Annotated in this window: 19 protein-coding genes and 1 pseudogene; 9 read left to right on the top strand and 11 right to left on the bottom strand. The window is 56.1% G+C overall.

Translation table 11 applies throughout. The features are described from left to right. Positions 1–2: 2 nt before the first annotated feature. The 7 genes from gatC to ACED87_RS00925 form a co-directional block, all read right to left on the bottom strand. The gene (gene gatC / locus ACED87_RS00955) at positions 3–299 is read right to left on the bottom strand and encodes an Asp-tRNA(Asn)/Glu-tRNA(Gln) amidotransferase subunit GatC (protein ID WP_449081722.1); all 297 of its coding nucleotides are present in this window, start codon (positions 297–299) and stop codon (positions 3–5) included. 156 nt (positions 300–455) lie between these two features. Next, entirely contained in the window at positions 456–1,133 is a 678-nt protein-coding gene (locus ACED87_RS00950; RefSeq protein WP_449081720.1) for a transglycosylase family protein, read from the bottom strand. A 540-nt stretch (positions 1,134–1,673) separates the two neighbouring features. After that, on the bottom strand, positions 1,674–3,830 hold the full coding sequence (gene ligA, locus ACED87_RS00945) for an NAD-dependent DNA ligase LigA (protein WP_449081907.1): 2,157 nt from the start codon (positions 3,828–3,830) through the stop codon (positions 1,674–1,676). A 99-nt stretch (positions 3,831–3,929) separates the two neighbouring features. Continuing rightward, positions 3,930–5,003 (bottom strand): PP2C family protein-serine/threonine phosphatase, encoded by a 1,074-nt coding sequence (locus ACED87_RS00940; RefSeq protein WP_449081718.1) that lies wholly within the window; start codon positions 5,001–5,003, stop codon positions 3,930–3,932. Further along, complete coding sequence (locus tag ACED87_RS00935; protein ID WP_449081716.1) at positions 5,000–6,127, bottom strand: adenylate/guanylate cyclase domain-containing protein; 1,128 nt, start codon at positions 6,125–6,127, stop codon at positions 5,000–5,002. The genes ACED87_RS00940 and ACED87_RS00935 overlap by 4 nt, the downstream gene beginning before the upstream one ends. Before the next feature lie 221 nt (positions 6,128–6,348). Further along, complete coding sequence (locus ACED87_RS00930) at positions 6,349–6,840, bottom strand: PH domain-containing protein (RefSeq protein WP_449081714.1); 492 nt, start codon at positions 6,838–6,840, stop codon at positions 6,349–6,351. A gap of 52 nt (positions 6,841–6,892) precedes the next feature. After that, complete coding sequence (locus tag ACED87_RS00925) at positions 6,893–7,744, bottom strand: biotin--[acetyl-CoA-carboxylase] ligase (RefSeq protein WP_449081713.1); 852 nt, start codon at positions 7,742–7,744, stop codon at positions 6,893–6,895. A gap of 114 nt (positions 7,745–7,858) precedes the next feature. Between ACED87_RS00925 and ACED87_RS00920 the strand changes: the two genes are divergently transcribed. The 5 genes and pseudogenes from ACED87_RS00920 to ACED87_RS00900 all read left to right on the top strand — a co-directional run. Beyond that, on the top strand, positions 7,859–8,143 hold the full coding sequence (locus tag ACED87_RS00920) for a YciI family protein (RefSeq protein WP_449081711.1): 285 nt from the start codon (positions 7,859–7,861) through the stop codon (positions 8,141–8,143). Between the two features lie 220 nt (positions 8,144–8,363). Next, positions 8,364–9,968, top strand: coding sequence for an acyl-CoA carboxylase subunit beta (locus tag ACED87_RS00915; protein WP_449081709.1), 1,605 nt, complete (start codon positions 8,364–8,366; stop codon positions 9,966–9,968). A gap of 14 nt (positions 9,969–9,982) precedes the next feature. Further along, positions 9,983–10,297, top strand: coding sequence for an acyl-CoA carboxylase subunit epsilon (locus tag ACED87_RS00910; protein ID WP_449081707.1), 315 nt, complete (start codon positions 9,983–9,985; stop codon positions 10,295–10,297). Positions 10,298–10,355: 58 nt separating this feature from the next. After that, entirely contained in the window at positions 10,356–12,059 is a 1,704-nt protein-coding gene (locus tag ACED87_RS00905) for a DUF885 domain-containing protein (RefSeq protein ID WP_449081706.1), read from the top strand. 238 nt (positions 12,060–12,297) lie between these two features. Next, a pseudogene (locus ACED87_RS00900) lies at positions 12,298–12,761 on the top strand (aldehyde dehydrogenase family protein); the annotation flags it as partial. Positions 12,762–12,923: 162 nt separating this feature from the next. Here the strand turns inward: ACED87_RS00900 and ACED87_RS00895 are convergent. Further along, positions 12,924–13,646 carry a hypothetical protein gene (locus ACED87_RS00895; protein ID WP_449081704.1) on the bottom strand — a complete coding sequence of 241 codons (723 nt, stop codon included), beginning with the start codon at positions 13,644–13,646 and terminating at the stop codon, positions 12,924–12,926. Positions 13,647–13,833: 187 nt separating this feature from the next. Between ACED87_RS00895 and ACED87_RS00890 the strand changes: the two genes are divergently transcribed. Next, the gene (locus ACED87_RS00890; protein WP_449089459.1) at positions 13,834–14,262 is read left to right on the top strand and encodes a hypothetical protein; all 429 of its coding nucleotides are present in this window, start codon (positions 13,834–13,836) and stop codon (positions 14,260–14,262) included. A gap of 2 nt (positions 14,263–14,264) precedes the next feature. Here the strand turns inward: ACED87_RS00890 and ACED87_RS00885 are convergent, their stop codons facing one another. Together ACED87_RS00885 and ACED87_RS00880 are read right to left on the bottom strand one after the other, a co-directional pair. Further along, the gene (locus tag ACED87_RS00885; protein ID WP_449081700.1) at positions 14,265–14,900 is read right to left on the bottom strand and encodes a hypothetical protein; all 636 of its coding nucleotides are present in this window, start codon (positions 14,898–14,900) and stop codon (positions 14,265–14,267) included. A gap of 67 nt (positions 14,901–14,967) precedes the next feature. Beyond that, the gene (locus ACED87_RS00880) at positions 14,968–15,174 is read right to left on the bottom strand and encodes a CopG family ribbon-helix-helix protein (RefSeq protein ID WP_449081699.1); all 207 of its coding nucleotides are present in this window, start codon (positions 15,172–15,174) and stop codon (positions 14,968–14,970) included. A gap of 109 nt (positions 15,175–15,283) precedes the next feature. On the opposite strand from ACED87_RS00880, the gene ACED87_RS00875 reads away from it, so the two are divergent. From ACED87_RS00875 to ACED87_RS00865, 3 genes are all read left to right on the top strand, one after another. Further along, positions 15,284–15,991, top strand: coding sequence for a Maf family protein (locus ACED87_RS00875; protein ID WP_449081697.1), 708 nt, complete (start codon positions 15,284–15,286; stop codon positions 15,989–15,991). A 95-nt stretch (positions 15,992–16,086) separates the two neighbouring features. Then, positions 16,087–17,904, top strand: a complete 1,818-nt coding sequence (locus ACED87_RS00870) for an acetyl/propionyl/methylcrotonyl-CoA carboxylase subunit alpha (protein ID WP_449081695.1) — start codon at positions 16,087–16,089, stop codon at positions 17,902–17,904. A gap of 134 nt (positions 17,905–18,038) precedes the next feature. After that, the gene (locus tag ACED87_RS00865) at positions 18,039–19,433 is read left to right on the top strand and encodes an MFS transporter (RefSeq protein ID WP_449081693.1); all 1,395 of its coding nucleotides are present in this window, start codon (positions 18,039–18,041) and stop codon (positions 19,431–19,433) included. An 88-nt stretch (positions 19,434–19,521) separates the two neighbouring features. Here ACED87_RS00865 and ACED87_RS00860 read toward each other — a convergent pair whose 3' ends face one another. Beyond that, entirely contained in the window at positions 19,522–20,940 is a 1,419-nt protein-coding gene (locus ACED87_RS00860) for an NAD(P)H-quinone dehydrogenase (RefSeq protein ID WP_449081691.1), read from the bottom strand. Positions 20,941–20,983: the final 43 nt, after the last annotated feature.

The raw sequence follows: 20,983 nt of genomic DNA, 5'->3' as shown, positions 1-20,983 counted from the left end.
CCTTAGTCTTCGTCCAGAATTGCCGGAACCTTGAACTTACCGTCCTCAGCGTCGGGGGCACCTGAGAGCGCTTCCTCAGCACTCAGGGTTTCGCCCACCACGTCCTCACGGAAAACGTTCTTCAGCGGGATGGGGTGGCTAGTTGCCGGGATGTCGTCTGAGACAGCGTCTGAGACTGACTTAACGGATTCTACGATGACGTCGAGCTCAGCGGCCATAGCGGCTAGCTCTTCATCAGTCATCTCGATATGAGCCAGCATGGCAAGGTGTGCCACCTGCTCACTCGTAATAGCAGACATAATCACTTCCACGAGTTAGACATAGGTTTTCATTGTCTATCTTAGCCCGCCGACGGTCATAACACGATTTAAAAAGAATTGCCCCCTAGCCTGCACAGGCTAGGGGGCAACAGTGTGAGATCAGAATCCGCTCAAAGGATAAGAACCGGGAAGGTCTTACTTAGCGGGGATGGTCAGAACCCAGCCAACTTCAATGACGTCAGCGTTCTGAATCAGGTCAGCGTTAGCTGCCAGAACTTCGTCCCAGCCGTTGAAGCCGTGAGCGTAAGCGATTTCTGACAGGGTGTCGCCAGCCTTGACGGTGTAGGTGTTAGCTGCAGGTGCTGCTTCAGCAACTGCTTCTGCGGCGGGTGCCTCAGCAACAGCAACCTCGGCTGCAGGAGCTTCTACAGCAACAGGGGCAGCTTCTACAACAACAGGAGCTACGGCAACTTCGGTCACCTCGGTTGCCTGGGGTGCTACAGCTGCAGCAGGAGCAGCAGGTGCGCCTGCGGTGCCGTAAGCGTAAAGGTTCAGCTTGGCAGCGCATGCAGGCCAGGCGCCCCAGCCCTGCATCTGAAGAAGGTTTTCAGCAACACGAATCTGCTCTGCCTTTGAAGCAGCTGCGGGGCTACCGGTGCCACCGGCTGCGTTCCAAGAGGTCTGTGAGAACTGGACGCCACCGTAGTAGCCGTTACCGGTGTTAATGGCCCAGTTGCCACCGGACTCGCACTGTGCGAGGGCTTCCCAAGCTTCGAGGGGAGCGGCGTTGGCTGCGGGGGTAGCTGCCAGGCTTGCTGCTGCTGCGCCACCGATTGCAAGTACTGCTGCTGAACGACGAATGTTGGAAGTCATGAAATGCTCCATTAGGCCACCTTACGCTCTTTCCATCCCTGGACGTCTTTGCGTTGCCGTCTACCCGTAATCGTAGATTGGATTCCTTGAGGCTTTACCCTGTAGACGGCATCAGGTGTGCGGTAGAGCCCAGCATGCGCCCACAGCTTCCACTGTGAGCTATTGACCGTTGCGAAGTGGTTCGTGCCGGTCGTTTTTGATTCGTTGATAACGATAACGTAACGATTTCAGCTTTGCCAACCCCTGTTTGAAACAGATCACCGCACTCCGTGCCTGCCGACACCTCCCCCACCCTCTGGGTGAAGATGTTTTAAAGACAGGCTTGTATCACCCTTAACACCGACACAAAGCGTGTATTTCTGGGGTTTAAATGGGGACAAAAAATTTTAATCACGAGAAACTTGTCTGTTTTTAAGGTAGGTTGCTGCAGCCTTAAAATTTTTTTAAACTTCCCACCACTTCCCCCGTGGCGAACAGGGGCCTAGGTCACATTTAGGTTACAGGTTTATACGTCCCCGTGACCTTCCTGTGACCTAGCACCTAAACAAAGGCGTCCGGCCCCTGCGCCAAGAGCAGCTCAAAACCCTCTTCATCTAGCACCGGAACCCCCAACTGCTCAGCTTTATCTAGCTTAGAACCAGCAGACTCACCGGCAACCACAAAACTAGTCTTCCTAGAAACCGACCCAGAAGCCTTCCCACCACGCACAATAATGGACTCTTTAGCACTATCACGAGTAAAGCGGGCTAGGGTTCCAGTGACCACAATGGTCAGCCCCTCAAGGGTGCGCTCCACCGACGCATCGCGCTCATCTTCCATCCGCACACCCGCAGCAGCCCAGCGTTCCACAATTTCCCGGTGCCAGTCTTCGGCAAACCACTCTTTAAGGGAACGAGCAATGATGGCACCTACACCATCAACATTTGCCAACCGTTCCTCACTAGCTGAACGAATCGCCTCCATAGACCCAAACTCGGCCGCCAAGGCCCGTGCCGCGGTAGGGCCCACATGCCGGATAGACAAGGCAACCACCACCCGCCACAGGGGCTGGCTCTTAGCTTTCTCCAACTGCTCAAAAAGCTTTTCAGTATTACGGGTAGGGGCACTCGGCTTCTTAGCAGTGCCCCGGGTATAGAAGTAAGGCACCAACTCCGTCTTACCAGTAGGCTCACCTTTGACTTTCTTTTCCCGCTCGATCCGCACCTCAGCAAGATCCTGGGCGGTCAGGTCAAAGAGAAAAGCCTCTGACACTAAAGGAGCCTGCTCGGGGGCTGCCGGGTTTGTCAGCGCCTTAGCAGCCTCATACCCCAGAGCCTCAATATCAAAAGCCCCACGGCCTGCCAAGTGGTTCACGCGCTCTGTGAGCTGGGCCGGGCAAGAGCGGGCATTGAGGCAACGGATATCTACATCCCCATCCTTAGCAGGAGCTAGAGGCTGCCCACAAGAAGGGCAGTCGGTGGGCATGACGAACTCCCGTTCACTCCCATCACGCAGAGCCACTACCGGCCCCACAATTTCAGGGATAACGTCCCCCGCCTTGCGCAGAACCACGGTATCGCCAATCAAAACGCCCTTAGCTTTGACGACGTCCTGATTATGCAAGGTAGCCATCTCGACCGTTGAACCAGCAACCTTCACAGGCTCCATCACCCCAAAGGGGGTCACACGACCGGTACGCCCCACCCCTACCCGAATATCCAGCAGCTTAGTATTAACCTCTTCAGGCGGGTACTTATAGGCCACAGCCCAGCGGGGCACGCGAGAAGTGTAACCCAGGCGTTCTTGGGTAGAAAAGTCATTGACCTTAATAACAATGCCGTCAATTTCATGCACCAGGGAGTGGCGTTTCTCCCCGTAAGTTGCAATGAACTCAAGGATCTCTGAGCGGCTGGTCAGCAGTTGGGAGTAAGGGCTGACGGGTAGCCCCCATTCTTGCAGCTGGGTGTAGGTTTCAAACTGGGTGGCGATATCTAAGCCGGTGCGGGCGCCGATTCCGTGCACGAACATGCTCAGGGGGCGCTCGGCAGTCAGGGCGGCGTCCTTCTGCCGCAAAGAACCCGCCGCCGCATTACGCGGGTTGGCGAAAGGAGCCTTGCCCTGCTCCACCATCTGCTCGTTAAGAATCTTAAAATCGGCTGATGAGATGAAGACTTCACCCCGAATTTCAATTTCTTCAGGGTGATTCTTCCCGGCAAGCTGGGTGGGGATCGTGCCGATAGTCAGGACGTTGTGGGTTACGTCCTCCCCTGTGGTTCCGTCGCCGCGGGTGGCGGCACGCACCAGTTTGCCCTTGCGGTAAAGCAGGTTGACGGCCAGCCCGTCAATCTTGAGTTCAGTCAGCCAGGCAGGGCGAGCGCCCGTCATTTCTTGGGCGTTGGTTTCGGCGCGGTCTAACCAGGTACCGAGTTCTTCGAGGGAGAAGACGTCCTCGAGGGAGTACATGCGGGCCAGGTGGGTCACCGGAGCAAAAGCTGCTGAGGCTTCGCCGCCAACTTCTTGGGTGGGTGAGTCGTTAGCTACCAGTTCGGGGTGCTGGGCTTCGAGCTTTTCAAGCTCACGGTAGAGGGCATCGTAGTCAGCATCAGAGATGGTGGGGGCGTCGTTAACGTAGTAGCTTTGGCGGGCTACTCGCACCTGGTCAATGAGCTGGGCGTATCGCTCCTTAATAGCGGGGGCAACGCCCTGGCCTTCGACCAGGTCACGGTCAACGCCGTGCACGGTTTCTTCTTCTACACCGGGAAGGTCTTTGTTTTCACTCACCCTATCTATTCTGCCCTATGACATCCCTGCTCAACCCTAGCCGTTGATACCCCGGTGCAGTTCTTTTTCAGAGTGGAACTGCTCTTCTTCCGTGGTGGTGGTGTGGGTGTAGTCGTAGCCGTCGATGTGAGCCACAATCTGGTGGGCGTCTGTTTCGGTCAGCGCTTTGAGCTCAGCCTCACGGGCTTCGGATTCTTCTACGGTGATAGCATCTGCCACAATGACGGTGATGTTATCTCGCCCCCCGGCGCGTAGGGCCGCCATCTGGAGTACGTCGGCGGCGTCCTGGGGGTGTTCAACGGTGGCCAGCACTCGTGCCATGTAGTTATGGGAGAGTTCACCAGAAAGACCATCGGAGCACATCATGAGGCGGTCGCCTTCGCGGGCAGGAATGACCCAGAAGTCAGGCTCCCAGTAATTACCGGTGCCCAGGGCTCGGGTGATGACGTTGCGGCGCGGGTGGGTCAGGGCCTCTAGGGCGGTGATTTGGCCGGTGTCTACCAGGTACTGCACCTCAGAGTGGTCTACAGTAATCTGCTCTAGTTCTAACCCCTCGACTGGTCCGTTAGAAACAGATAGAGCTTCTTCAGGGTGTATCTCTTCAGACCGGGCAAGGCGGTAGGTGCGTGAGTCGCCTACGTTGAAGATAAACCACATGGGTTGATTCCCGATGTGGGTGAGCCAGGCACCTGTAACTGTTGTGCCTGCTCGCAGGTCGAGGGCAGCTTTGATGGTCTCATCGGCTTGACCGATAATGTTCTTGATTTTATCGAGAGTTCTAAGAATCTGGCGGTTAAGGGCCGAGGTTTCCTTGCGGCGCTTGCGGAAGCGACGGGTCTGCCCTTCGTCGCTCTGGGTTTCGCTGGCAAGTTCTTGCTGGAAGGTGGCTTCTTCTTCCGTCATACCGCCGGGGAGCGTAAACATCTGGGCGTAGGCTAAGGTTCGGGTGCACAGGCGGGAGGCTACTTCGCCTTTTTCGTGCCCGCCCATGCCGTCTGCGACCACGCAGAGGTTGCCGGCAACGATCATGGAGTCTTCGTTGTTATCGCGGTATTGGCCTACGTCGGTTGACTTGCCCGCGTAGATGGTGAGGTGAGGGGCGTGAGTCATTCGAAATCGATCTCCAGTTCGTTACCGATGCCCGGTGTGATAGCTACGGGCTTAACATTGCCAAAGCCACGCACGTTGCGCACGCCTTGGGGGATAAGTACAAATCGTTTGTCGTCTTCGAGGGTTTCAGCGGTAAACACGTCGGTGAGGACGACTCCGGGTTCAGTGAGTGCCACTAGGCGGGAGGCTAGGTTTACGGTCGGCCCGTAGATATCCCCTAGGCGGGGTAGCACCCTGCCCCAGACAAAAGATACGCGGGCTTCGGGTAGCTGGGGGTCTTCACTGATGAGTTTTGAGAGGGCTAGTGCGATACGGGCACCGTCTTCAGGGGTTTCGACTAGGTACATGACTTCATCGCCTACCGTTTTGATGATGCGCCCGCCGCCCACTGCGATAACTTCGGCGCAGCGTTGCTCAAAGCTTTTGACCAGGCGGGCTAGGGTGCGCTCGTTCATTTCGCGTGAGAGTGAGGTGTATGAGACTAGGTCGACAAAGCCTACTCCGCGGGCCAGTGGTAGGTCACTTTCGGAGAGGTCACTACAGCCTTCTTCATCGCGTAGGGCAAGGCGCAGGATTGCTGCGTTGAGCATGCGGCGGTAGCCGTAGACAGTGATGTCTTCTAGGTCTTCGATGAGGCGAGGCAGTAGGCTTAGAAGTTCGCCGCGGGCTTCGGTATCGGTGAGCCCGCCGTTAATAACCATATCTTCGACTAGAGCTTCAATCTGCCAGACCACCATGCGATCCATCATCTGCCCTACAGAACGGGTCAGGGAGAGGGCTGCTTCTTCGCTGAGTTTTCCTTCTTTGCTTAAGGAGGTAACTGCTGTCAGGGCTTTGCTGTCGGCCTGGGTGAAGTAGGTGTCTTCATCGGTGAGGTTGGGAAGGCCTAGGGAACGCCAAATTTTGCGGGCTGTTAGTAGTGGCACCCCGGCCTGATCTGCAACTTCGCCGCGCTTCATGTTGCGGTTTTCCCCCAAGAGAGCACGTTCGAGTTCTTGAACTCCTTGCCGTGCTTCGTTGCTACGGTAGAGCTGGCTTTGCACATGTTTATGGGGGTGCCTGCTCCGGTTGGGTGCGGTTCCGACCTGTTCGGCGGTGCCGCTACCGGGTGCTGACTTCTCCACTGGAGTCTTCCTTCTTTTGGTGAGTGCTATGTTGTTCTAGGGGCTGTGAGCCCTAGGGCTGAGGCTGCAAGCAGTTAACTACTTCCAGAATACCCATATAGTGTGATACAGGCTACAAAATGTCGTCACTTACTGGGCGCCATCGCCTATTCTATGCCCTCCATCACTTTTTATCGAACCAAGCTAGCTCATCACGACATATCAGCCCCATATTACAAGCTTCACACCGAGGGAGAAGACCCCTTCAAGAGGGCCTGCTGAGCACTACGAATCTCTTGACTAAAACGGTCAGCATACGGCACAGACCGCAGGACGTAGAGGCCCCCGCGAGCATGAACAGTCAAGGCCGCCGCATCCGTCAGGCCCATTAAATGCCGGTTGCCCACGCTCACTCCTTCAATTTCAAGAAGCGGGACGCTCACGTCCTTACCAGATAACAAGCCCCGCCTAATGACTAGCCGCTGATTAGTGAGCAGGTAGCTGGTAGTAGCCCAGCGCAGAAGCCCCCGCGCACCCAACCAGACCAGCCACACAGCCAACCCCAGCCCCAGGTAGTACCAGGCAGGTGCCCCTGTACCTATGGCGGAGGCAAAGCTCCAGGCGGTCATGGCAGCAAAAAAATAGCTCAAAGGGCGCACCAGCAGCACCCCATGGGCGCGGGTAGCGGCAAGGGTGTGTTCTGCTGGGTAGAGCTGACCTCGAAGTTTCATCATCGGTGATTCTAGCGGTGCTTTCTGAAGATTACCCGGTACGCCCAGGAGGTAGCTAAGCCTGGCCGTAGCCTTGGGGACGCACATGCACCACATCCCCCACCGTGAAGCTGCGCTCCTCACCCGTCTCGGCGCGGACGACCAGCTCCCCTTCTGCGGTCAGCTCAACACCGGTGCCCCTAAAAGTCTCATCCCCAGGCAGGTGAATGGTCAAAGTGGCACCCAGGGTACTCATTCGGTTACGCAAACGGGTCAGTAGTGAATTTCCGCCGGTCAGGGCATCCGCTTCAAAGCCGGACGCCGCAAAGTCCCGATAGTAGCGGGCAAAATTGTTAGCCAAGACCGTAAGAGCCTGGTTGAGATCAACCGGCTGACCAGATTCCATGAGGGCACTGGTAGCGGTAGGAACAGGCACATTATCTGGGGTCAGATTCAGGTTCAACCCGATACCCACCACAACAGAAATCTGCCCTTCAGGTTCAATGATGAGCTGGGCCAGAATACCGCAGGCTTTACGGTTACCCAGCAGCACATCGTTAGGCCATTTAATAGAGGGGCGCAGCCCCGCAAGCTGCTCAAAAACATCACAAGCAGCCAGCGCCGCCAGGGAAGTGAACCAGTGGTACTGGTCAGGGGCCACCCTATTCATGGGGTTCACGTGCGGGCGCACAATAAAGCTGGTGGCCAAAGCAGTACCGGCCGGGGCCACCCAGACCCTATCCAGGCGTCCTTTTCCCGCGTTCTGGTCGGCTGTTGATACCAAGGAGAGCTCACCATAGCTGCGGCGCACGAGGGTATCTCCCACAAGAATCTGCCGGGCGTAGTCGTTGGTTGAGCCCACCGACGGTAGAATCTCTACCCGATCGAATCCGCTCACTTCCACTGATGTAGCCTGCAACTGCCCCATAGGTGCTCCTTTTATTTCACATAAGTTCGGCCCTTATTCTACGGGGTCATGCGCCCTTTCACCGGCCTGGTGGTGCAATACTGGAAATGTCTGACCCCTACGAAAGGTTCCACTATGACCGTTTACGCTGTGCAGTATTCTTATGGCCCGGCTGAGCTACAAGCTGAGCACCGCCCCGCCCACCGTGAGTACCTGGCCAAACTCCACGAAGAAGGTAAGCTCCATGCGGCAGGTGCCTTCCTCGATGGGGACCCGGCCGGTGCCCTACTCATCTTCGTCGCTGAAGATCGCCAAGACCTAGATGGCATCATCGCCGCAGACCCCATGAGCACCGGTGGCGTGCTGACCGGTTACACTGCCCGCGAATGGAATGCTGTTATCGGCAAGGTCGGCAAGTAGCCTCAAGAATCTCAAGCAGCTGAAGCAGGCCCCCAGATAGGGTGAGCCTGCTTCAGCCCGTTTTAGCTCACCGAGACACCCCATCTTTATCTGCAAAAACCACTCAAAAACCCAAGAATAATTGGGCGCACGGGGGTGGCCGGTCTATAGTTGAACAGAATGACCCTAATCCCAGGTCACCCCACATCATTGACCCACCAGCGCACGAGGCAGGTACAGCATGAGCGATAACCCCACCACCGATGCCCCCAATTTGACCACCACCGCCGGTAAAATCGCTGACTTCTACGCCCGCCGCGAGCAAACCCTCGCCCCCACCGGCCAGGGCCCCATCGACCGCCAGCACGAGCGCGGCAAGCAGACCGCCCGCAAGCGCATCGACATGCTCCTTGATGAGGGGTCTTTCGTTGAGTTTGATGCCCTAGCTAAGCACCGCACCACGGCCTTTGGTATGGAGAAGAAGAAGCCGGTAGGTGATGGCCTGGTTTCTGGTTATGGCACCATTGATGACCGTCTCGTTGCGGTCTACTCCCAGGATTTCACCGTCTATGGTGGTTCTCTCTCGCAGGTTAATGGTGAGAAGATTGTGAAGGTGCAGAAGTTTGCCCTGCAAAATGGTTGCCCCATTATCGGTATTAATGACGGTGGTGGCGCCCGCATCCAGGAGGGTGTGGCTTCCTTGGCCATGTTTGCTGATATTTTCCGCATGAATGTGCGCGCCTCTGGTGTTATCCCGCAGATTTCAGTGATTATGGGCCCCTGTGCCGGTGGTGCAGCCTACTCCCCTGCTCTGACTGACTATATTGTTATGGTTGATAAGACCAGTCACATGTTTATTACCGGCCCGGATGTTATTAAGACTGTCACCGGTGAGCAGGTTGATATGGAGAGCCTCGGTGGTGCCCGCCAGCATAACGCGGTCACTGGCACATCTACTTACCTGGCTGAGGATGAAGAGGACGCTTTTGATTTCGTCCGTGAGCTTGTTGAGTTCTTGCCCTCGAACAACCTCACCGAGACTTTCCCGCTGGATCATGACCAGGATTCTGAGATTACTGTTGAGGATCTGGACCTTGATACCTTGATACCGGATTCAGCTAACCAGCCCTATGATATGCGGGCGGTTATTGAGGCGGTTGTCGATGACGGGCATTTCTTTGAGATGCAGGCCCTTTATGCCCCTAATGTCATGATTGGTTATGCCCGGGTTGAGGGTAAGACTGTGGGTATTGTGGCTAATCAGCCGATTCAGTTTGCTGGGACCCTTGATATTAACGCCTCGGAGAAGGCCGCCCGTTTTGTGCGTAACTGTGATGCTTTCAATATCCCGATTCTGACCTTTGTTGATGTGCCTGGCTTCCTACCGGGTACTGACCAGGAGTTTAACGGCATTATCCGCCGCGGCGCCAAGCTACTTTATGCTTACGCTGAGGCTACCGTGCCGTTAGTTACTGTGATTACCCGCAAGGCCTATGGCGGTGCCTACATTGTGATGGGTTCTAAGAAGCTAGGTGCCGATATTAACCTGGCTTGGCCGACCGCCCAGATTGGTGTGATGGGTGCCCAGGGTGCGGTCAATATTCTCTACCGCCGAGAGCTAGCTGCCATAGCCGAAGAGGGCGGTGACGTTGAGGCTAAGACCGCTGAGCTTATTGCCAAGTACGAAGAGGAGCTGCTCAACCCTTATCAGGCTGCTGAGCTGGGCTACATTGACGAGGTGATTGCTCCTTCTGAGACTCGTGTGCGTATTATTTCTTCTCTGCGGGCTCTGCGCGATAAGCGTGCGGCAACTCCCGCTAAAAAGCACGGCAATATTCCGCTCTAAGGGGTCGATAGATTATGCCAACTCCCAATCCGCTCTCTCTGCTGGGTTTCGGTAAGAAGCCGGTGCCTGCGTCCGCGCCCGGTGATGCCCAGGGGCAGGACGCTGGTGATGAGCAGGTGCCCGCCCCCGCTTTTTCGGTGGTGCGGGGTAACCCCACTGATGAAGAGTTAGCTGCACTGGCCAGCCTTATAGTGGCTTTGCAGGCTCAGGCTGATTCTCAGCAGGAGACTGCCTCGGAGATGTGGCAGCGCCGCCTGAACAATACCCAGCGTCTGGGTATGCGGCTGCGCCCGGGCCCTGGTTCTTGGAAGCGGGCCCGGCCCCAGTAGTTGGCCTCTCCTTCCCCCCCCGCCCTGTTTTGTGGGTCACGTGGCCTAGAATAGGGGCATGACGCTACACCCAGATTTACCCCAGATTTTCAAGGCCGACCGTGCACAAACTGCGGTCGATCAGATTGCTAACGACTACTACGAGAAGATCCTAGAACTCGACCCGGCTTCTGCCACTATCGAGGGCCGTAAGGGCCGGGAGACTGAGTACCCTGACTACTCTCCTGCCGGTACTCAGGCCGAGATTGATTTGGCCCGTCAGACTTTAGCGGCTCTTGATGGGGTCGAGCCAGCTGATGAGACTGACCGGGTCACTATCGATGCTATGCGTGAGCGTCTGGGCCTGAAACTTGAGATGCACCAGGCAGGTTTGGGCGGTTGGGAACTCAACAATATTGCCTCCCCCGTTCAGAGTATCCGGGCCGTCTTTGACCTGATGAGCCGCGAAACAGCCCAGGACTGGGCGCATATTGCGGGCCGTCTAGGTAAGGTCGCGGCAGCGGTTCGTGGCTATATTCAGACCTTAGAAGCTGCCCGAGCCACAGGTAGGGTAGCGGCGGTACGCCAGGTAGATATTGTTATTGAGCAGGTTACCGCCTACATTGCCCAGGGCGGCTTCTTCGACACCCTGGCAGGTGAGGTTGCGGAGGCAGCCCCTGAGCAGGCTGACCTTGCAGCCCAGGGCGCGGCGTCCGCTCAGGAAGGCTACGGGGAACTTCTCACCTACCTCAAAGAGACTCTACGGGCTGACGCGCCTGAGGCCGATGCGGTGGGCCGTGAACGCTATAGTCTTTACTCTCGCCAGTTTGTGGGTACTAGCCTTGATGTGGAAGAGACCTACGCCTGGGGTGTTGAGGAGCTTGACCGCATCATCGCAGCCCAGCAGGAGGTTGCTGAGGCTATCAAACCCGGTGCCACCATTGACCAGGCTAAGGCCCTGCTGGATGCTGACCCTGAGCGTACGCTCAAGGGTACCGCCGAGTTACAGGCTTGGATGCAGAAACTCTCTGATGCTGCCCTTGATGACCTGGCCAAGGAGCATTTCACTATTGAGGGGCCGCTGCGCAAGCTCGAATGTATGATTGCCCCCACCCAAGAAGGAGGTATCTATTACACCGGCCCGTCCGCCGATTTTGAGCGAGCCGGGCGCATGTGGTGGTCTGTGCCTGAGGGTGAGGACACTTTTGGCACTTGGCGTGAAACCTCAACTGTCTACCATGAGGGTGTGCCCGGCCACCACCTGCAGGTTTCGTATGCAACGGCTATGGCGGAGACCTTGAACCAGTGGCGGGCTAAGGCCGTGTGGGTTTCGGGCCATGGTGAGGGTTGGGCGCTTTATGCTGAGCGTCTGATGGATGAGCTGGGCTATCTTTCTGATGTGGGCGACCGTATGGGTATGCTGGATGCTCAGCGCCTGCGCGCAGCGCGCGTGGTCTTCGACATTGGCCTGCACTGCGGTTTTGAGATTCCCGAACGCTGGGTCACTGAGCTGGGTGTCGAGCCGGGCATCTGGGACGCCGAGAAGGGCTATAAGTTCTTGGAGGCTAACCTGGATCTCTCTGAGGGCCAGCGCCGCTTTGAGTTCCTGCGCTACCTGGGCTGGCCGGGTCAGGCCCCCTCCTACAAGGTGGGCGAGCGCCTCTGGCTCCAGCTGCGTGAGGACGCCCGCGCCGCCGGGATCTCTGACCGCGACTTCCACACCCGCGCCCTACTTCTAGGCTCAGTCGGGCTAGATACCCTGCGCCGGGCGCTAGCTGTTTAGCCTGAACAAGAGAACAAGAGGGCGGGCCCTGCACACCGACCGATGTGCAGGGCCCGCCCTCTGCTATGTGGTAGTGGAGTATTAGGACGCTGCCGCGGCAGGCACCTGGGGTGCCTCGCCAAGACGGACGTAGACGTCCTCAGCTACAAAGCCGCCCTCAGTGCGGGGAGCCTTATAGAGTTCCTCGTTCAGAATACCCTCGCGCTTGGCGACAATCAGGGCTACCAGGGCCTGGCCTGCCTATCTGAAGATTGGTAAGGACGAGGGCGCGAATGTTCTCGTGGGCGGTGAGGCCTGTGAGCTGGGCGGCGATCTGGCGGACGGCTGGTACATTCAGCCTACCGTTTTTGCCGGTAGCAACGACATGCGTATCTTCCAGGAAGAGATTTTTGGCCCGGTTCTGGCTACTACCTCTTTCACTGATTTTGATGAGGCTATGCGTATTGCCAATGACACCGATTACGGTCTAGGTGCGGGTGTCTGGACGCGCGACCAGAAAACACCGTCTACCGGGCAGGCCGCACCATTCAGGCTGGCCGTGTCTGGATCAACAACTACCATAATTACCCGGCCCACGCCGCTTTCGGTGGCTACAAGAAGTCAGGCATCGGCCGCGAGACCCACCTGATGATGCTGGCTCACTACCAGCAGACCAAGAACATGCTGGTCAGCTACTCAGATAAGCCGATGGGGCTCTTCTAAAATCTGCCCCTGATAGCTTGAGGCTTATTCATAAGGGGTTCCACAGGCTCACGCTCCCTTATGAATAAGCTTTCTTAGGCTCCGCCTTTCCTAGACTGGTTTGGCACAGTCCGCAGAAGGAAGGCGGAGCCTTTGCTATCCCAAGCTAGCTACAAGCAATTATCAGGATATCCAGTCCTTAATAATTTTTGACAAAATCACCCCTTCAATTGATTCATCTAATTCTTCACATAAGTTTTCGAGATTGGCATGACGCCATAATGATGAAAAAACATTTTGCTGAAACTCAAAAAATTCATGCGAAAATTGTTCATCAAAACCCCAACCCATCATCTGATTTTCGCCATTAACCCCTCGATGACTCCTCTTTTTTCGCTTCGGGGAAAGCCAAATATATCGAACAATGTCTTTTAATTCATCTGAAAAACAACATCCCTCAGCATAGCAAACAATCTGATTACTATAACGCAAATGCTTTCCCGTTGGGCAGTTTATGTAATTTACCTGGGCATTCTTTTTAAGCTCAACCGCAACAACTAGAGTCACCTCATCACCCGAAGCACTTTCTTTAGTCACGAAAATATCAGGAACATTTTTTACCAAATTCCCAGCCTCATCGCGCCGCCGAAACTTTTTAATCAAGGGATCCTGAGAGGAACGGAGTCTATAGAAACATCCACTCTCAAGCAACAAGCCAGCTTCATATATAAAAAACTCAATAATTCGATCCTCTAGGGATCCATTTGTCGCTAACAACAGTGCAGTTATATCACTTTCTTGAACTCTACCTTCTTGAATCCGACCCCATCTGCTTTCCGACCATGCCTCAACATATCCTTGAAAGAAAATATCTTCATTACAAAAATATTCCTTAATAAGATCCACATTGTACATAAAAATCTCTTCTCCTAACGTATATTATTTAACAAAGTTCAAAAAATTTCTTTCAAAATTTTGCACTTTAATTAAAGATTTTCCAGCTATCACCTAGCCCCACAGGCGTGGTGACACCTCACACTACCCACACTATACTCTTATCTAGTTAAATCAACCAGTTAGAAAAAGGTGTGTCATGAACCCTTCCTCTGAGCAGCCCACTGGACCCACAGACCTGGGAATCACTGTCGGCCAGATTTTTTACCACTTCAACCTGCGCCCCAAGACAAGGAACCGCTGCCCCATTCCCAAAGGGCAGCTCGACCCTTTCGCCCAAACCGGCTTCTACGTCGTCCTGGCGCTCACCGCGCAAACCGTTACGCTCGCCCCTATCAGATGCAATTCCTACAGCGACCTAGAAGCACTCGGCATCAACACCACCTGGCTTATTCCGTTTTCTCCAACACCACAAGAGTTAGAAGTCCTTATCCAGAATCCGCACTGCCACCAGCAAGCCAGACTCAGCCCAGGCAGTACCTACGCAGATTGGAAGCTCACCATCGATATAGAATCCGCCTCCCATACGCTAACCCTCTGGGACGGCTCAATGATTCGAGTCCCCTAGGCCTACCCTTGGGGTAGATCCCACCAGAGAATTGGCTGACCAGGCCCAGAGTTAAGCCAACTAAACCTCACTGCTTCCAGCCAGGGGCCAGCGTCCTGAACCTCAAATGCCACAAGGTCACCCATCTCAGCGGTGATAGCCTCATCCACACCTATAATTTCTCGCCCGGCAACCACTAGCCCGCCCACAGTAATAACAAGAGGAAGGGTCTGCCCTGGGGCTAGAGAACGAATCAAAGACAGGTTAGAAGAGCTAACCTTCCAGGCCATCCGTGAAGCATCTGTTTGGCCTGCTCGAACGGTAGTGTCTTCAGACATTTCAGCTGCCATATCAAACCCATACCAGGTACGCCCTGCCGGGCTTCCAGTAGGTTGGGCATCGATTTGCCGCAAAATAACAACTTTTTGACCCCGAACACCTAGCTCAGCTAGCCGTTGAATGAAGCCCGGCTTATCCCAGCGTGGAGCAGAAGCGAGCTCAGCCACTCGCTCATAGGGGTAATAACGTGACTTAGCGCCGGTGGTGTATGCACGCCCCAAGGCATGAGCCCGGTCCAGTATCTGCACCTGAGCCAGCGGGCGGCCCACCATGTCACTCACCTCTTTAAGAGAGCAGAGTCGGATGTCAGAATACGTCACAAGTTATCTTTCGTTTGTTTAATCCGTGGGGATGCGCACCCAGGCCCTACTGTCTCTTTCGTTGCATTTATGAGTCGGCTAGTCGTTCCAAGGTTTTCGCATCATGTTCAAGGGCATATGCAAGTCCCTCTTCTACCATTGCGCGGTGATCTCTTTCCTCCAGCAGGCGACGGACGCTTTCAACAATGAGGGAGTGTTTAGATGAATGCTCACGCTCTGCTAAATCTGCAAGCTGGTGGTCTAAATCTTCAGGAAGTCGTAGGCTAAGAGCCATATCTCAACAATACCAAGGTGATACCACAGGCTCTATACCGCTTTGCACATTTCACCTGGCGCCAAGGCTTTAGGCTGTAGACCTACTAGACCCCGTTAGACTGTTACCCATGCAAAACCTCACTGAAACCACAGCTGCGCCGAGTGATCAGCCGGTGCGGCTCGTCCTTGCCTCCTCTTCCCCTGCCCGTAAGAAACTTTTGGAGGACGCTGGCGTCCGCTTCACCGTAATTGTCAGCGATGTTGATGAGCAGGCTGCTCTGCGCCAAGCCCAGCAGGCTGCCGATAAGGCGGGGCTGGGTGACATTACCCCGGCCCAGACCGCCCAGTTATTGGCTAAAGCCAAGGCCCAGGCTGTGGCTGCCCTCCCTGAGGCTGCTGGTGCCCTGGTGTTGGGGTGTGACTCTGTGTTTGAGCTCGATGGTGCCGCCTACGGTAAGCCCGGTAGTGCTGAGAAAGCTCTGGAACGGATTACCGCAATGAGCGGACGCAGCGGGCGGCTGCACACGGGCCATTGGCTGGTTGATACTCGGGTCGGGACAGCAGGTCAGGGCGCTGACTGTGGAGAGGCTGGCGAGCTGCGTACAGCTACCGTGCATTTTGATACCTTCAGCCAGGAGGAGGCCCGTGCCTATGTGGCTACGGGGGAGCCCCTGTGGGTGGCGGGGTCTTTCACCATTGATGGCTTTGGTGCGGCTTTTATTAAGGGTATTGAGGGCGAGTACCATACGGTGGTGGGCCTCTCTATTCATGCTCTGCGCAGAATGCTGGCTGACTTTGGTGTTTCAATCAACACCATTTGGAAAACTTCGCGATAAATTTCAAGATACGATATTGTGAGGCGCCGTTTTTCGGCGTCTCACAGCAATGCGTGCTTGCCGGCATCGGCGCATCAACCCGAGGAGCTTTTACAGTGACTGCACACAATGACCTGGCCCAGACTTTTACCCCGGTGAAAGGTCGTCACACCGGCCCCGTCAGCAAGGTACTGATTGCCAACCGCGGTGAGATTGCCGTGCGTGTGATTCGTGCCGCCCAGGATGAGGGAATTTCCACGGTTGCTGTCTACGCAGAGCCTGACCGTGAAGCCCAGCATGTGGTGCTCGCTGATGAGTCTTATGCCCTCGGTGGCGCCACCGCCGCTGAGTCTTACCTGGTTATGGATAAGCTGCTTGAGGTCGCTCAGCGTTCTGGTGCCGATGCTGTGCATCCCGGTTATGGTTTCCTTTCTGAGAATGCCCAGTTTGCTCAGCAGGTCATTGATGCCGGTCTTACTTGGATTGGCCCTTCCCCTCAGTCTATTAACCGTCTGGGTGATAAGGTAGCTGCCCGTCATATCGCTGAGAAGGTGGGTGCCCCTCTGGTTCCGGGCACTAAGGACCCTGTCAAGAGCGTTGCTGAGGTTGAGGCTTTTGCTGACGAGTACGGCTTACCTGTTGCTATTAAGGCTGCTTTTGGTGGCGGTGGGCGCGGCATTAAGGTTGCCCGCGAACGTGAGGGTATTGGTGAGCTCTACGAGTCAGCTGTCCGTGAGGCTATTGCAGCCTTTGGCCGCGGCGAGTGCTTCATTGAGCGTTTCCTTGATTCGCCCCGCCATGTTGAAACCCAGTGCCTGGCTGATGCCCACGGTAACGTGGTGGTAGTGTCTACCCGTGACTGCTCCTTACAGCGCCGCAACCAGAAACTGGTCGAAGAGGCCCCTGCCCCTTACCTGACTGATGAGCAGAATGAGCGTCTGTATGAGGCGTCTAAGGCTATTTTGCGGGAGGCAGGCTACCAGGGCGCTGGTACCTGTGAGTTCCTGGTAGGTACTGACGGTACTATCTCTTTCCTTGAAGTTAATACTCGTTTGCAGGTTGAGCACCCGGTTTCTGAAGAGGTGACCGGTATTGACCTGGTGCGTGAGCAGTTCCGCATTGCCCGTGGTGAGACCATTGAGGCCACTGACCCTGTGGTGCGCGGTCATTCTTTTGAGTTCCGTATTAATGGTGAGGACGCCGGGCGCAGCTTCATGCCTTCCCCTGGCACCATCGACAAGCTGGTAGTACCGGCAGGCCCGGGCGTCCGCTGGGATTCAGGTGTTATTGCAGGCGATACTGTCAGCGGCAACTTTGACTCTATGATTGCTAAGCTCATTGTCACTGGTGCCACCCGTGAGCAGGCCTTGCAGCGGGCTCGCCGTGCCTTGGATGAGCTGGTGATTGAGGGTATGCCTACTGTTGCTAATTTCCACCGTGCGGTGCTTGATGAGCCAGCTTTTGCTCCCGCTGATGGGGCTGATTTTGCGGTTCATACCCGTTGGATTGAAACCGAGTTCAAGAACACTCTACCCTCCTATAATGGTGCTCTTACTCTGGCTGAGGGGGATGATGAGCGCCAGAAGATTACTGTTGAGGTCAATGGTAAGCGGATGGAGGTAGTCCTTCCGGCTCTGGGTGGTACTGCTTCTAAGGCTGCTGCTGCCTCTAAGGCTCGTAAGTCTCGTTCCAGCCGCGGCGGTGCGTCCGGTTCTGCTAACAGTAATGAGCTGACCAGCCCCATGCAGGGCACTATCGTCAAGGTCGCTGTTAAGGATGGCGCTAAGGTTGCCGAAGGTGATCTGATTGTGGTGCTTGAGGCCATGAAGATGGAGCAGCCCATTACCGCCCATAAGGCGGGTAAGGTCACTGGTCTTAAGCTGAAGACTGGCGATACTGTTTCAGCTGGTGCGGTGATCGCTACTATCAAGTAGTCCTTGTGGGGTGCAGGTATTCGCTACACCCCACCACTATTGCTCACATAGTGGAATCTGGGTTTCAGCTAGGGGACATCGGTTTTAGAGTAAAACAATACAACACGTCACGCATACCTCTAGAAAGAGATCTTGTGAGCACACCAGCTGTAACCCCAGCGCCTACTACGGCCCATAAGCCCGTACCCCGCAGCCGCGTCATCTTGGCCTCACTCATTGGCACCACCATTGAATTTTACGACTTCTACATCTACGCCACCGCAGCTGTAGCAGTCTTCCCCGCCCTCTTCTTCACCGGCGAGGACGAAACCGCCAAGCTCCTAGCCTCCATGGCAACCTTCGCAGCAGCCTTTATCGCCCGCCCCATCGGCTCTGTCGTCTTCGGGCACTTCGGTGACAAGGTAGGCCGTAAAGCAACCCTGGTCGGTGCACTGCTGACCATGGGTATCGCAACCTTCTTCATCGGCCTACTACCCACCTACTACCAGATCGGCCTGTGGGCACCTGCCATGCTGACCATCCTACGTTTCTGCCAGGGCCTGGGCCTGGGCGGCGAATGGTCTGGCGCAGCCCTACTAGCCACCGAATACGCTGAAAAGGGCAAGCGCGGCCGCGCCGCCATGTGGCCCCAGCTCGGCGCCCCGTTCGGCTTCATTCTGGCCAACGGCTTCATGCTACTGCTGACCGTCGCCATGGGCTTTACCTCCCTGGCAGCCGGTGACTCCATCGACCACACCTTCTTGGTCTGGGGCTGGCGTGTTCCCTTCATCGCCTCCATCGTCATGGTAGCGGTGGGCCTCTACGTCCGTTTCAAGCTGGAAGAAACCCCTGTCTTCAAGCAGGCCCTCAACCAGAACCAGAAGGTCAAGGCCCCCCTGGCTGAAGCCTTCAAGATTGCCTGGTGGCCCATGATTCAGGGCACCTTCATCATGCTGGCTAACTACGTACTCTTCTACCTGATGACCGCCTGGATCCTCTCCTTCGGTATCGGCAAGCCAGAAGAGGGCGGCCTGGGTATCCCCTACCGCTCCTTCCTTATCATCCAGCTCATCACCATCCTCTTCTTGGCAGCCATGATCCCGGTCTCCGGCTGGCTAGCAGATAAGTACGGTCGCCGCTCTTCCCAGCTGGTCATCACCGCCGCAATTCTGGTCTTCGGCCTCTCCTTCGGCTTCCTCATGGACCCCCAGGTTGTAGGCACCGGCGAGAACGCCAACACCGGCCGTATCGTCCTCTTCATGGCAATCGGCATGATTCTGATGGGCCTCACCTTCGGCTCCATGAGCGCCTACTTGCCTGAGCTCTTCCCCACCCACGTCCGTTACACTGCCTCAGGTATGAGCTACAACGTCTCATCCATCCTGGGTGCAGCCCTGACCCCCTACGCTGCGGTCTGGCTGAATGCTAACGGCGGTGTGGGTGCCGTTGGTCTCTACCTGGCCGCAACCAGCGTCCTGACCCTCTTCTTCATGGCTATCACCCATGAAACCCGCGATGTGGACCTGACCACCATGGCCCGCATCAAATAAGGAGAAGATGAACCTTCACCCATAAGGGAGGGGTAGCACCCGCTCAGCACTGAGCGAGCGCTACCCCTCCCTTCTTCTATGAGGTGTGCTACTGCATGATGTGTAGCTGGCGGGCCGCTTCTGAAATGGAGCCGGTCAGTGAGGGGTAGACCGTGAAGGTTTCGGCTATATCATCAACGTGTAGCTTCTTATCAATAGCTAGGGACAGGGGGAAGATCAGCTCTGAGGCGCGGGGCCCTACCACCACGCCACCGATAACAGTCCCTGAGTGCTTGCGGGCAAAGATTTTGATGAAACCGTCCTCCACTGCCATCATCTTGGCGCGGGGGTTAGTAGCCAGCGGCAACATGACCATATCGGCCTGGTATTTACCTGATTCGATTTCGCTTTGGCTAATACCAACTGTTGCGATTTCTGGGGAGGTGAAAATGTTGGCTGCTACCTGGTGGGTGCGCAGGGGTTTGACGCTATCACCGAGCATGTGGGAGACAGCAACCCGGCCCTGCATGGCCGCTACAGAAGCGAGCGGGTAGACCCCGGTGCAGTCACCGGCTGCGTAAATATTGGGAATATTGGTGCGCGAGACACGATCAACATTAATGTGCCCTGACTCGCTGACTTCGACCCCAGCTTCTTCTAGGCCCAGGTTGTCGGTGTTGGGGATAGAGCCTACAGCGATGAGCACATGGGAGCCTGCGACTTTACGCCCGTCCCCTAGGGTGACGATGACGCCGTCCCCGGTCTCGTTGTAGCAGGCGGCATCAGCACGTGAGCGGGGCATGACGCGCACCCCGCGGCGCTCAAAGACGTTTTCAAGGACGGTGGCGGCGTCCTCGTCCTCACCGGGGAGCACCCGGTCGCGAGAAGAAATCAGGGTGACTTGGGAGCCTAGGCCGTTGTAGGCGGAGGCGAATTCTGCGCCGGTGACGCCAGAGCCGACCACAATTAGATTTTCTGGGAGTTCTTCTAGGGAGTACAGCTGGGTCCAGTTGAGGATGCGTTTACCATCGGGCTGGGCGGTAGGTAGCTCGCGGGGGTGGGTGCCCACGGCCAGAATAATGAATTCGGTGGTCAAATCGTAGGTGAGGCCGGTGGAGTCGGTTACCTGTACGGTGTGGGGGTCGATGAGCTTGCCGCGGCCCTCAATGACTTTGACACCGCTGCGTTCTAGGGTGCGTTTAATGTCGTGGGATTGTTGGTGGGCTAGGTCGATGAGGCGCTGGTTGACCTTGGCCAGGTCAACGGAGATGGGGGGTGGGTTGTCGTCGTCGCCTACTGAGATGGCGAGTTCTTGGGCTTTGCCGAAGCGGTTGCGGGCGTCCGCGCTGGCGATGAGGGTTTTGGAGGGTACGACGTCGGTGAGGACGGCTGAGCCGCCGATACCTTTATCTTCGATGATAGTGACGTCGGCACCGTGGCTTGCGGCGACCAGGGCTGCTTCGTAGCCGCCGGGGCCGCCGCCGAGAATAACAATTTTGTGCGATGCGTAGTCTGTTTTGAGAGTCACCCTTTTATTGTGTCGCACATCGCACAAAGGCTCAACTCTGGGC

The organism is Rothia sp. 32237D007AR (assembly GCF_053544675.1).
Note: the sequence above shows the minus strand (reverse complement) of the source record. Positions and strands in the feature narration are given on the sequence as shown.